At 67.3% G+C, this 11822-nt stretch carries 10 protein-coding genes and 1 pseudogene; 3 read left to right on the forward strand and 8 right to left on the reverse strand.

The features are described 5' to 3' along the window. From Tchar_RS10230 to Tchar_RS10260, 7 genes and pseudogenes are all read right to left on the reverse strand, one after another. Positions 1–251 (reverse strand): annotated as a pseudogene (locus tag Tchar_RS10230) (thiosulfate oxidation carrier protein SoxY); the annotation flags it as partial. Positions 252–292: 41 nt separating this feature from the next. Continuing rightward, positions 293–622, reverse strand: coding sequence for a c-type cytochrome (locus Tchar_RS10235; RefSeq protein WP_144328934.1), 330 nt, complete (start codon positions 620–622; stop codon positions 293–295). A gap of 81 nt (positions 623–703) precedes the next feature. After that, the gene (locus Tchar_RS10240; protein ID WP_144328935.1) at positions 704–1807 is read right to left on the reverse strand and encodes a c-type cytochrome; all 1104 of its coding nucleotides are present in this window, start codon (positions 1805–1807) and stop codon (positions 704–706) included. Then, positions 1807–3159, reverse strand: coding sequence for a sulfite dehydrogenase (gene soxC / locus Tchar_RS10245; protein ID WP_144328936.1), 1353 nt, complete (start codon positions 3157–3159; stop codon positions 1807–1809). Before soxC ends, Tchar_RS10240 begins: the two co-directional genes overlap by 1 nt. Further along, the gene (locus Tchar_RS10250) at positions 3152–3550 is read right to left on the reverse strand and encodes an ArsR/SmtB family transcription factor (RefSeq protein WP_144328937.1); all 399 of its coding nucleotides are present in this window, start codon (positions 3548–3550) and stop codon (positions 3152–3154) included. Before Tchar_RS10250 ends, soxC begins: the two co-directional genes overlap by 8 nt. 170 nt (positions 3551–3720) lie before the next feature. Continuing rightward, a complete protein-coding gene (gene lolD / locus Tchar_RS10255) occupies positions 3721–4494 on the reverse strand; it encodes a lipoprotein-releasing ABC transporter ATP-binding protein LolD (protein WP_144328938.1) in 774 nt (257 codons plus the stop codon). Further along, positions 4487–5755, reverse strand: coding sequence for a lipoprotein-releasing ABC transporter permease subunit (locus Tchar_RS10260; protein ID WP_144328939.1), 1269 nt, complete (start codon positions 5753–5755; stop codon positions 4487–4489). Before Tchar_RS10260 ends, lolD begins: the two co-directional genes overlap by 8 nt. Before the next feature lie 76 nt (positions 5756–5831). On the opposite strand from Tchar_RS10260, the gene Tchar_RS10265 reads away from it, so the two are divergent. From Tchar_RS10265 to Tchar_RS10275, 3 genes are read left to right on the forward strand one after another with little or no spacing between them, the layout of a single operon-like run. Beyond that, entirely contained in the window at positions 5832–6941 is a 1110-nt protein-coding gene (locus Tchar_RS10265) for a hypothetical protein (RefSeq protein WP_144328940.1), read from the forward strand. After that, on the forward strand, positions 6938–8683 hold the full coding sequence (gene recJ / locus Tchar_RS10270) for a single-stranded-DNA-specific exonuclease RecJ (protein WP_144328941.1): 1746 nt from the start codon (positions 6938–6940) through the stop codon (positions 8681–8683). The genes Tchar_RS10265 and recJ overlap by 4 nt, the downstream gene beginning before the upstream one ends. Before the next feature lie 2 nt (positions 8684–8685). Next, the gene (locus tag Tchar_RS10275; protein WP_144328954.1) at positions 8686–9486 is read left to right on the forward strand and encodes an RluA family pseudouridine synthase; all 801 of its coding nucleotides are present in this window, start codon (positions 8686–8688) and stop codon (positions 9484–9486) included. 31 nt (positions 9487–9517) lie between these two features. Here Tchar_RS10275 and Tchar_RS10280 read toward each other — a convergent pair whose 3' ends face one another. After that, positions 9518–11698, reverse strand: a complete 2181-nt coding sequence (locus Tchar_RS10280; protein WP_144328942.1) for a PhoX family protein — start codon at positions 11696–11698, stop codon at positions 9518–9520. Positions 11699–11822 lie beyond the last annotated feature (124 nt).

The following is an 11822-nucleotide window of genomic DNA, read 5'->3' on the forward strand; positions in this document are numbered from 1 at the left end:
GTGTTGGGAATGCGGCTGACCGCCCCCACCGGCACCACCGCACCGTTTTCAGCGATGTCGGGCGAGACGATCTGCACCTGATCGTTGGTGGCCGCCCCACCACCCAGCGCCTTGAGCGCATCGGCCAACGACTTGGCCGCAAAGGCCTCACGCGGCGCGGCCAGCGCCTGCTCGGCCGTCACCACCCCCAGCGACACCAGCGTCGCCAGCGCCCCGCCGGCCTTTAGCACGGCGCGTCGATTTTGCTTCATCTTCCAGCTCCTCACGGTTGAACATTGACACGCGCGCCTGCTCACTTGTCAGGCGCACCGGCCAGGACCCACTCGGCCAGCAACTTGGCGTCCCCGTCGGACAGGGCGGCTTGCGCCGGCATCGGCACCGGCCCCCACTTGCCCGCACCACCCTTCTTGATCGAGGCCGCCAGTTCTTCCGGCTTCATGCCTTTGTATTTTGCTGCAATGTCTTTGTACGCCGGCCCCACCAGCTTCTTGTCGACGGCGTGGCAGCTCATGCAAGCGTTTTTTTGTGCCAGCGCCTTGGCAGCGCCAGCGTCCAAGGCGTACGCCGGGCCCGCCGCAGCTACCGCACCTGCAGCCAGCGCCAGCATTTTTTTCCAGATCATGGTTGTGCTCCTTGGTCTGTGGGCCCAGCGCTGGGGCCCTTGGGTTTAGAAACTTTTCACTCGGCGACGTTCATCCGCGGCTCATTTGGCACTGGCCGCGATCCAGGCGGCAATGGCCTTGGCGTCCGCGTCGCTCACCTGGGGTTGCGGCGGCATCGGAATGGCACCGTAGATGCCCTGCCCACCGTTTTTGATCTTGCCCACCAGGTAGGCTTCCAGATCGGCTTTGCCCTTGTGTTTGGCCGCCACTTCGTTGAAGCCGGGCCCAACGATCTTACTGGCGACGCCGTGGCAAGCGGTGCAGGCATTTTTGGCCAGCAAATCCTTGGCGGCAGCGCCTGGGTCGGACTGGCCTGCCGCAGCCGGCACGGAGGCCGCCATCGAGACGCGCTGGGTCAGCGGTTCTTTGCGCGGCGGCTTGGTGGTATCCAGGCCGCGTGTGGGACCGATGACACGCTGCTGTTCGAGCAAGTTGCCGTGCGAGTCACGCGCCCACTCCGGCAACATCGATTTGATGTCGCCCTCCACTGGGCAGTCCTTCATACAGCGTGTATTGCGCACATCGGGCTTGCCAGAAAACGCGTAGTTGGGCAACCACAGACCGTGATCGGTGGTCATGCCGTTGCGGTTGGGCATGCGTTTTTGCACCTCCGCGATATTTTGGTCGCTCAGCACAAAATCTTCCGGGACGATATTGCCCAGATGCAGGATATAAGCCACGACGCCATAGACGTCCTCTACCGATAGCGACTTCGGCGCATTCCACGGCATCGCGCGATGGATGTAGTCCCACAGCGTCGAAACCGTGGGGACCTTCATCAGCGTGGTGCGTTGTGGATAGGCGGCCTCGAGGCGCAGATTGGCCACACGGCCGGTTTCGATATCTTTCTGGGTCGTGCCTCCGACGATCGGTGTGAAGACTTCGTTGGATTCACCGAACTCGCCGTGGCATGACGCACATTTGGCGTCCCACACCTCTTGCCCATGGCGCACCGAGCCCGATCCCTTGGGCAAGCCCTTGAAGTCGGGGCGCACATCGATATTCCAGGCCTTTATTTCGGCTGGAGTCGGCGCGCGTCCCAAATCGGCCCAGGGCTTGTTAGCCCAGGCGGACGTGATGCCCGCGCCCACGACCACGGCTGCAGCGGCAACCGAGCGCACAACGAATGCAATACGCTTGTTCATCAGTACACCTGCACGTTGGAGACTTCGCCGTTTTCGGCCACCAGCCAGCTTTGGATGGCGTTGTTGTGGTAGATCGAGCGCGTACCACGCACCGCGCGCAGCTGGTTGATCTTGGGCTGCACGTAGCCGGTGGAGTCGATCGCGCGGCTTTGCAGGATGGCGGGCTTGCCATCCCACACCCAGTCGAAATTGAAGCGCGTAAACGCCTTGGGCAGGATCGGTTTTTCCAGCCGCGCCGGACGCCAGGTGCGGCCGCCGTCCACCGACACATCTACCGCCTTGATAGTGCCGCGGCCCGACCAAGCCAACCCGGTGATGTTGTAGTAGCCGCGGTCGAGCAGCGTCTGACCGCCCGAGGGCGAGGTGATGACGCTCTTGCACTCCTGGATACCGCTGTATTGGCGGTGCAGGCCGTTGGGCAGCAAGTCGATGTAGTGCACCGACTCGTCTTTCGTTCCCCACGGTTTGTCACCCACCTTGATGCGGCGCAGATACTTCACCGAACTGACGGCTTGCACGCCCGGCACGATCAGCCGCAGCGGGTAACCGTTTTCCGGGCGCAGCATTTCACCGTTCTGACCCCAGGCAACGATCACGTCGTCCATTGCCAGCTCGATGGGGATGGTGCGCGTCATCGACGAGCCGTCGGCGCCTTCGGCCAGCACATATTTGGCGCGTTTCAGATCGACGCCGCACATATCCAGCAGCGTCGACAGCAGCACCCCCGTCCACTCCGAACAGCTGCACATACCGTGTGTGTACTGCACGGTGGGCACGGCCACGTTGGCCCATTCCATGGCGGTGTTGGCGCCGCACTCCAGGAAGTGAATACGCGAGACGCTGGGCAGGCGCATCAGCTCGTCCATCGTGAAGACGCGCGGGCGCTTGATCATGCCGTCGTCGGCGTGGACCATCAGCCGGTGCTGGGAGGGGTCGATATCCCACCAGCCCTGGTGATGGCGCTCGAAGTGCAGACCGCTGGGCGTGATGATGCCGAACAAACCCTGCAGGGGCGTGAAGCTCACCGAGGCCTGAGACACCCGCGTCAGGCCGGGGCTTTCGCGGCGTTGCAGATTGCTTTCCCACTTGCTGGGCATGCCGTAGCCGCGCGCGGCCACCGGCTGCCCCAGCCCGGTGGAATGCTCGGGCAACTTCAGGATGGCGTCTTCGCCTTCGGGCGCGGCGATGGCCTTGCCCCCCACGGCAGCGCCCGCCGCACCCGCACCCATGGCCAGCGCCTTGGCCATGAAACTGCGCCGTGCTTTGCGCGCCTGCTCCAACAGCTCGGGGCTGAGATGGTTCTCGGGCGCGGGCTTGACCCGGCCGACGATATCACGGAGATTCTCAGACACTGGTTTCTTCCTTTGACTCAACGGGAAACACCGCAGTCGACACAGGCGTCACCCGACCGGGCAGCGCCGGCGCCTGACCGACCATCACCTGCTGCACCACCAGACGGCACAAGTCGATATCTGGCGACCGTGACGCCCGGTAGAACACCCGATTGCCCACACGCCGCCGCATCAACAGCCCGGCTTGGTACAGCCGGGCCAGATGCCGCGAAACGTTGGCCTGCTCCAACCCCGTAACGTGCATGATGTCATTGACACAGCGCTCAGCCTGGCACACTGCATGCAGGATGCGCAGCCGTGTCGGCTCACCGAGCACGCTGAAGCGCCGAGCCACGGCCTCGAAGACCGCTGCGGGCGGCTCATCGCTGAGGGGGCAGGCGCCGGGATTCATGAGGCGAGTATATGATTACTTCCGAATATCTTGATTAGTGTAAACCCTAGGCCCCATCAACCGCACGTCCTGCCGTCGCGTCGCCAGCACCGCCCCGTGTCATACGTGCACCCGGGCGCCGCCCCGCGAAACCGCCCTCGCGCCTTGTGCGGTCATCGGTGAGGCCAGGCTTACGGTGCACTGGCCGGCGTGAGCACGCCCGCGGCCAGGCGCAGCGCGCGGTCGCAGCGCGCCGCCAATTCGGGATCGTGGGTGACCAAGACAAAGGCCGTGCCCTGCGCGCGCGCCAGCGCCAACATCAGGTCGAATACGGTGCGGGCGGTATCGCGGTCCAGATTGCCCGTGGGTTCGTCGGCCAGCACGCAGGCCGGCTCGGTGACCAGAGCGCGGGCGATGGCCACCCGCTGGCGCTCGCCGCCCGAGAGTTCGGCCGGTCGATGCTCCAGCCGCTGCCCCAGCCCCACGCGCTGCAACCACGCGCTGGCGCGCCGCGCCGCTTCCGTGCGGTCCAAGCGCCGTATCCACAGCGGCATGGCCACATTGTCGCGCGCGCTGAACTCGGGCAACAGATGGTGAAACTGGTACACGAACCCCAGGTGGCGATTGCGCGCCTGCCCCTGCTCGCTTGGGCTCAAGCGCTGCAAATCCTGACCGAGCAGGTGCACCTGCCCTTGCGTGGGTGCGTCGAGCGCCCCCAGCAGATGCAGCAAGGTGCTCTTGCCCGACCCCGAGGCCCCGACGATGGCCACCGTCTCGCCGGCATGCACGGTCAGATCCACACCACGCAAGACGGTCACGTCCAGCCGCCCCTCCTGGAACCGCTTGACCAAACCACGGGCCTGTAGCACCACGGGCGGGGAGCCGGTGCGCTGCCCGTGGGCGGCTGCGGCGTCGGATGTCGCGGCAGGCGACGGCTGCAGCGGGCAATCGACCGAATCATTCATAGCGCAGTGCCTCCGCCGGGTTGATGCGGCTGGCACGCCAGCTCGGGTAGAGGGTGGCCACGAAAGCCAGCGCCAGCGCGATCAGGGCGATCGGGACGATGTCGGCCGCCTGCGGGTCGCTGGGCATACGGCTGATCAGGTAGATGTCCTGCGGCAAAAAATGAACGCCCAACAGCCGCTCCAGCGCCGGCACCAGGGTGTCGATGTGCAGCGCCACACCCAGCCCCAGGGCCAGCCCGGCGGCGGTACCGATCACGCCCACCGCCGCCCCTTGCACCACGAAGATCGCCATCACACTGCGCGGGCTTGCGCCCAAGGTGCGCAAAATGGCGATATCGGCGCGCTTGTCGGTGACGGTCATTACCAAGGTCGAGACCAGGTTGAAGGCCGCCACCGCCACGATCAGCGTCAGGATGATGAACATCATGCGTTTTTCCACCTGCACGGCGGCAAACCAGGTGCGGTTGGCGCGCGTCCAGTCGCGCACCGTCAGCCCCTCGAAGCCGGCTTGTTGCAAGCGCGCTGCCAGCTCGATGGCGACCTCGCGTGCCACCTGCAGATCGTCCAGCCGCACACGCAAGCCGGTTGGCCCCTCGACGCGAAACAAGCGCTGCGCATCCGCGAGGTGCACCAGCGCAAGCGTCGCATCGTATTCGTAGTGGCCGGAGTCGAACAGCCCCACCACCGTCATTTGGCGCAGCCGCGGCACCACGCCGGCTGGCGTCAACTGCCCAGATGGCAGCACCAGGGTCACCCCATCACCGACACTCACCCCCAGCGACCGCGCCAGCGCCGCACCCAACACCACGCCAAAGCGCCCCGGCTCCAGCGCCGCCAGCGCCTGTGCCGCCAGCTCGGCGCCGAGCGCCGTCACCGCCGGCTCGGCCGTCGGATCGACCCCGCGCACCACCACGCCCTTCATATCCTGTCCGTGCGCCAGCAAGCCCTGCTCGGCGATGAACGGCGCCACGGCCCGCACGCGCGGGTGCGCCCGCAGCTGTGCCGCCACCGCATCGGCGTCGGGCAGCGCCTCGCCGCCGTAGGTCAGCACCTCGACGTGCGCCAGCACCCCCAGCATGCGATCGCGCACCTCTTTCTGAAATCCGTTCATCACGGACAACACGATGATGAGCGCCGCCACCCCGAGCGCGATGCCCAGCATCGACACCGCGCTGATGAAGGAAATGAAGCCATTGCGGTGGCTGGCGCGCCCGGCGCGCGTGTAGCGCCAGCCAATGAGCAATTCGTAAGGAAGGGCCATGCAAGCATCCGATGGGCAAACAGGAGCGATTGTGCCTCGCGCCGCGCGCTGCCGAGATGACCGACAATGCCGATCCATGACCGCGGCCCCTCACCTGATCATCGCCCACGCCGCTCCCCCACCGGACCGTACGCCCACCACGCCGCCGCTGCTGCCGCGCTTGCTGCAGCACGCCGTGGTCGAGGCCAGCCATGCCGGGGACGGCTGGAGCCTGACCCCGCCGCACGAACATGCGCTGGCCACGGCACTCGGTTGGCCCATCACCGACGGCGCTCTGCCTTGGGCGGCCTGGCACGCGCAGCGCATCGGCGTGGCCTGTGCCTGGCTGCACCCCTGCCACTGGCAGCCCAGCCTGGACCATGTGCGCATCGTGCCCCCCGCCGCGCTGGATATCCGCAGCGAGGAGGCGACGGCATTGGCGAGCGCCCTGGCCCGGCTGGCCGCCGACGATGGCCTGACGCTGCACATTGAGACCGCGCAGCGCTGGCGCCTGGAAGGAGCCGCGCTGGCCCACTGGCGCGGCGCCAGCCTGGACCGCGTTGCCCACCAACGCGCCGACCCATGGTGGCAGCGGCAGGGGGCGGCCAGCGCCGATCATCCCGCCGTGCGCGCCTTGCTGCGCCTGCTCACCGAGGCGCAGATGCTGTTTGCCGATCACGCGGCCAACGACGCGCGGGCGCGGCGCGGCCAGCCCGCGCTCAACGGCGTGTGGCTGGATGGCGCCGGTGTTTGGGACGGCTGCGGCCCCAGCCCAGCGCAGGCCGACGCAGCCGTGGTCGATCTGTGGGACGGCACAGGGCCGCTGGACGATGCGGCGGACTGGGCGGCGGCGTGGGCGCGGCTGCAAACCGCCGTGCTGCAGCCATGGGCGCGCAGCGCGATCGCTGCCCCCGGCACGCCACGCCCGTTGCGCCTGACCCTGTGCGGCACGCGCGGCTGGCGCCGCTGGCGCTTGCATGCGCGCACCGTGGCCGAGGTCGCTGGCACCGTGCCGGCCAGCCGCGCCGCCAGCGATCGAGGCAGTGCGGCAGATGCGCCCGACGCCCCCGCTGCCGACACAGCCGCCCCGATGCACAGCGCAGCGACCGGCCCGCGCCGCTCCCGATGGCTGCGTTGGTGGCCCTGGGGCCGAGCCGACGCCACCGACGACCCAACCGACCCACTGCCCTGGTGGAGCGAGCTGTGAGACTGATCCCACGCGCCGTTCCACCACGCGCTGCCTGGGCGCTCGAACGAGCCGGCGTGCCCCCGTTGCTGGCGCGTTTGTACGCCGCGCGCGGCGTGCAGCAGGCCGACGAGCTGGATACGGCACTGACCCATCTGCCGCCACCGCACTGTCTGCGCGGCGCCGGCGAGGCGGCGGAGCTACTGGCCGATGCCCTGCAGCGCGGCCTGACCGTGTGCATCGTGGCCGATTACGACTGCGACGGTGCCACCGCCTGCGCCACCGCCTGGCGTGGCTTGCGCGCACTGGGTGCGCCGCTGGGCTGGGACCGCGTGCGCTACCTGGTGCCGGACCGGGTACGCGACGGCTACGGGCTGACACCGACCCTCGCCGAGCGCGTCAAGGCCCTGGGCGCCGAGGTACTGGTGACGGTGGACAACGGCATCGCCAGTCTGGAGGGCGTGGCGCGCGCGCGGGCGCTGGGGTTACAGGTCCTCATCACCGACCACCACCTGCCGCTGGTAGTGGACGGCGCGGTGCGCCTGCCGCATGACTGCATCATCGTCAACCCCAACCAGCCGGGCTGCGACTTCCCCTCCAAGGCGCTGGCGGGCGTGGGCGTCATGTTCTACGTGTTGCTGGCGCTGCGTGCCGAGTTGCGCCGGCGGGGCGTCTTCGACAGCGTCCCTGAACCCCGCCTGGACGCCCTGCTGCCACTGGTGGCACTGGGCACCGTGGCCGACGTGGTGCGACTGGACGCGCACAACCGTCGCCTGGTGGCCCAAGGGCTGCGCCGCATTCGCGCCGGGGCCATGCCCGCCGGTATGGCGGCGCTGTTGCAAGCGGCGGGGTGTCCGGCGCAACGCGTCTCGACCTTCGACCTCGGCTTCACACTCGGGCCACGCCTGAACGCCGCTGGACGGCTGAGCGATATGCGCTTGGGCATCGAATGCCTGATCACCGACGACCCGCTGCGGGCAGCGGAGCTGGCGCGCATGCTCGATGACATCAACCGCGAGCGCCGTGCCGTGGAGTCGGCCATGCGCGAGCAAGCCTGGCTGACGATCGAGCAACGCCATGGCGACGCACTCGACCCCGACAACGCGCCGCCCGCGCTGGTGGTCTTCGACCCCACATTCCACGAGGGGGTCGTGGGCATCGTGGCCGGGCGACTGAAAGACCACTTGCATCGGCCGACATTCGTGTTTGCCCCCGCGCACACCGAAGACGGCACGCCTTGCCTGAAGGGCTCCGGCCGCTCGATCCCCGGCTTTCACCTGCGCGATGCCCTGGACTGGATCGCCAAGCGCCAACCCGGACTGCTGCTGCGCTTCGGCGGCCACGCGATGGCAGCGGGCTGTACCCTGCGCGCCGATGCCCTGGACACCTTCGACGCCGCGCTGCAAAGCGTGGCCAGCGAATGGCTGGATGCGGCGACGCTGCAGCGCCGCCTGAACACCGACGGGGCCCTGGACGCTTCCGAACTGACGCTGGCCACGGCGGAACTGCTTGACGCGCAGGTGTGGGGGCAGGGCTTTCCGATGCCCCTATTCAGCGACGAGGTGCACGTGCTGCACCAGCGCTTGGTGGGCGAGCGTCATTTGGCGCTGCGCGTGCGCGTGGCGGATACGGTACAGAACGCCATCTGGTTCGGGCGCACCGACGCGCTGCCCGCGCGCGCGACGCTCGCTTGGCGCTTGGGGGTGGACGAGTGGCAAGGGCAGGCGCGCTTGCGCCTGCTGGTGGAAGGAGCGGCGGCTTGACGATGGTGCGCGGCGACCTTGCCTGGGACAGCCCGCCGGACTCGAGCGGCGCAGGCACGCCCGCCCCGCCAGCCGGTGGCGCTGCGGGCTCGGCTCCCCCGACTGCGGTGCACGCGCCCCAGCCGCTGCCCGCCGATGGCGCCCGGCAGCCCCCCGCCATCGTCTACGTCGATGCGGACGTGCTGGTGATCGACAAACCGGCAGGGCTGCTGTCGGTGCCCGGACGCGGGTTGGAAAAGGCGGACTGCGCCATCGCCCGTCTGCTGCCGCACTGGGGTCCGCTGTACGTCGTGCATCGGCTCGATATGGCGACGTCGGGCCTGCTGCTGTTGGCGCGTCACGCCGACGCACAGCGCGCGTTGTCGCGCGCCTTCGCCGCACGGCAGGTACACAAACGTTACGAGGCCATCGTCGCCGGCTGGCTGCTGCCACCCGGCAGCGGTCCCCACCAGGACTGGGGCGATATCCGGCTGCCGCTGGTGGTGGACTGGCCGCGGCGGCCGCGCAGCGTGGTCAGCTTCGCCCATGGCAAGCCCAGCCACACCCGCTGGCAGCCCGTGCAACGGCTGCATTGGGGCCCACACCCAGCCACGCGACTGGTGCTGCAACCCATCACCGGCCGCTCACACCAGCTGCGTGTGCACTTGCAGGCGCTGGGCCACCCAATTATCGGTGACGAGCTCTATGCGCCGGCACCGCTGCGCGACGCCGCAGCCCGCCTGCTGCTGCATGCCGGCACGCTGGCGGTGCCACATCCGCGCCATCAACGGTGGTGCGAGTGGCACAGCCCCACCCCCTTTTGAGGGCAGGGCCCGCCCCCGCACGACCTCGGCTTCAGGTACCGATCAGACCGCCGTCGTCCTTGACGATCATCACCGTGGCCGAGCGCGGACGGGCATTCGCCCCACCCGCGCCATAACCCGCGTTGCCCGGCCAATGGCTGGTGTACTTGCTCGGGTCGGCGAGGTCGGCGACATTGGTGTCTTCGCCCGGGTGCTGTACGTTGACGAAGATCACCTTGCCATCTGGCGTTTCCGCCAAGCCTGTGATTTCTTGGTCCTTGGGCCCGACCAAAAAGCGCTTGAGGGTGCGCGACGTGGGCTTCTTGCCCATGCGTGTGGTCACCTTGGTGCTGCCGTAGTCGAGTGTCAACGGGCCGCCGTCGCCTACCGCGCCCGGCACCGCCGCCAACATCATGCAGTTGGTCTCGTCGGTCAAGGCGCCGTCGTCCGTCTGGATCCAGCACAGCCCGGTGCTCTTGGTGAAGACCAAACCATCGGGGCTGGAAAACTCCTGCTCCTCGGTCAAGCCCGAGAGGTTGATCAGCTTCGGATCGGCGTCGGCCTCGGCACCGAACAGGAAGATATCCCAGGTAAAGGTCGTCGCAGCCGGGTCGGCGTCGCGGATGCGCAGGATGTGCCCGTTGACATTGCCCGTGTTCGTCTTCGTCCCCGCGTACAGATCGCTGTAGCTGCGCGGATTGGCGGCATCCGGGGCGAGTTGGGAGCCAGTCGGGTTCAAGCGCCGGTTGCTGTTGTTGGTCAGCGTGATGTAGAGCTCGCCGGTGACGGGATGGAGATTCCCCCATTCCGGACGGTCCATTTTGGTGGCCCCCGCCGCATCGGCAGCGATGCGCGCGTGGATCAACACGTCACCTTCGTCGGCAAAGCGATATTTGGTGTAATTGGCCACGGCCGGATTGGACAGGCTCAGCTCGACCCAGGTCCCGGTGCCATCTTCGTTGAATTTGGCGGCATAGAGCTTACCTGCATCCAAATATTTGTCGCCGACGGCGATGCGATCGGTGCGGTTGGCATCGGCGGGATCCCAAGTTTGGGTCGAGACGAATTTATAGATGTACTCGTTGCGGGCATCGTCGCCCATGTAGACCGCCACCTTCTTGCCCACTTCGGCACGCACCGCCGCCGATTCATGCGCCATGCGCCCGAGCGCCGTGCGCTTCTTGATCACGGCTGTGGCCGAATACGGATCGATTTCGGTGACGTAGCCTTGGCAGTAGAACTCGTTGCGGTAGTCCTCGGTGGCCGAGGCCGCGGTGACACTGGTGTTCCAGCGCGTAAAGCGCTCGTCGCCGCTTTGCGCCGTGTTCCAGCGGTAGACGTGGTCGGACCCTTTTTCGGTGGTCACGCTCTTGCCGTAACGGGCGAAAGCCACGTTCTCGTTGGCGCTGCGCTTGTCGTTGTCGCCGGCATTGCGGGCAAAGAAATTGTTCCAGTTTTCCTCGCCCGTCAACAAGGTGCCCCACGGGGTCTTGCCGGTGCCACAGTTGTTGACAGTGCCGCGCGTGCGCGTGCCATCGGGCGAAAATTTGGTCCGCAGCAAGGCGTTACCGCGTGCCGGGCCAGACAGTTCGATCACCGTTTCGGTCGTGATGCGGCGGTTGAACGGCGAGCCCTGAACGTAGGCAAACTTACCGTTGGTGCCTTTGGCGATCTCGACGATGGTCACGCCCATCGCTTGCATCTCCTTGATCACCTCGGCATCGGGCCGCGGCGCCGGCGACGGACCGTTCGGATGCAAGAAGGTCTGCGTCACCCACTCGTGGTTGATGCCCAGCAACGCACGGTTGCTGCTACCGTCATCGCGCGTGCCATTGGCCGACAGGCCGAAATATTCCATACCATCGTGCCATTCACCGCAGCGCTTGTCGAAGTCGGTGTCGGTACCGTCGTTTTTGAACGCTGGCACGCCGGCAAACAGCGGATCGCCCATCGCAATCAGGACGCTGGCGGTATAGCCTTTGGGAACGCTCACCGTATCGGCCAGCGATTTGGGCACGGCGGCAAAGCCGAGCAACGGCGCCTGCTGCGCCCGGGCGTACGCGGCCGCGGTACCTCCACCCCACACAATACTGGCGGCGGCCCCCAGACTGCCCAACAACAGTTGCCGACGCTGCAAGCGCGCTTCCAGTATCGCCTCGAAACGCGGGTTGGCGCTGGTGTTGGAGTCTTCTTCGTTGTGCAGATCGTGCGGAGAAACGGTCTTGGCGCTCATACAGGTCCTCACAGGGTGGTCAAACAACGACACCCATGGAGACCTTACGCGTCTGCTGCGACAATCGTGTGACAGGCACGGTGAGCGCTCGAAGGTGGTCGCGCTGCACGCGGCCGGGCCGCTG

It is taken from the genome of Tepidimonas charontis, from assembly GCF_007556685.1.
Classification (GTDB): Bacteria; Pseudomonadota; Gammaproteobacteria; order Burkholderiales; family Burkholderiaceae_C; genus Tepidimonas; species Tepidimonas charontis.

What these genes read in the sequence shown, in the direction of transcription:
- Tchar_RS10235 (WP_144328934.1), bottom strand. Translation starts at nt 622, where the DNA reads ATGATCTGGAAAAAAATGCTGGCGCTGGCTGCAGGTGCGGTAGCTGCG.
- Tchar_RS10240 (WP_144328935.1), bottom strand. Translation starts at nt 1,807, where the DNA reads ATGAACAAGCGTATTGCATTCGTTGTGCGCTCGGTTGCCGCTGCAGCC.
- Tchar_RS10250 (WP_144328937.1), bottom strand. Translation starts at nt 3,550, where the DNA reads ATGAATCCCGGCGCCTGCCCCCTCAGCGATGAGCCGCCCGCAGCGGTC.
- lolD (WP_144328938.1), bottom strand. Translation starts at nt 4,494, where the DNA reads ATGAATGATTCGGTCGATTGCCCGCTGCAGCCGTCGCCTGCCGCGACA.
- Tchar_RS10260 (WP_144328939.1), bottom strand. Translation starts at nt 5,755, where the DNA reads ATGGCCCTTCCTTACGAATTGCTCATTGGCTGGCGCTACACGCGCGCC.
- Tchar_RS10265 (WP_144328940.1), top strand. Translation starts at nt 5,832, where the DNA reads ATGACCGCGGCCCCTCACCTGATCATCGCCCACGCCGCTCCCCCACCG.
- Tchar_RS10275 (WP_144328954.1), top strand. Translation starts at nt 8,686, where the DNA reads ATGGTGCGCGGCGACCTTGCCTGGGACAGCCCGCCGGACTCGAGCGGC.
- Tchar_RS10280 (WP_144328942.1), bottom strand. Translation starts at nt 11,698, where the DNA reads ATGAGCGCCAAGACCGTTTCTCCGCACGATCTGCACAACGAAGAAGAC.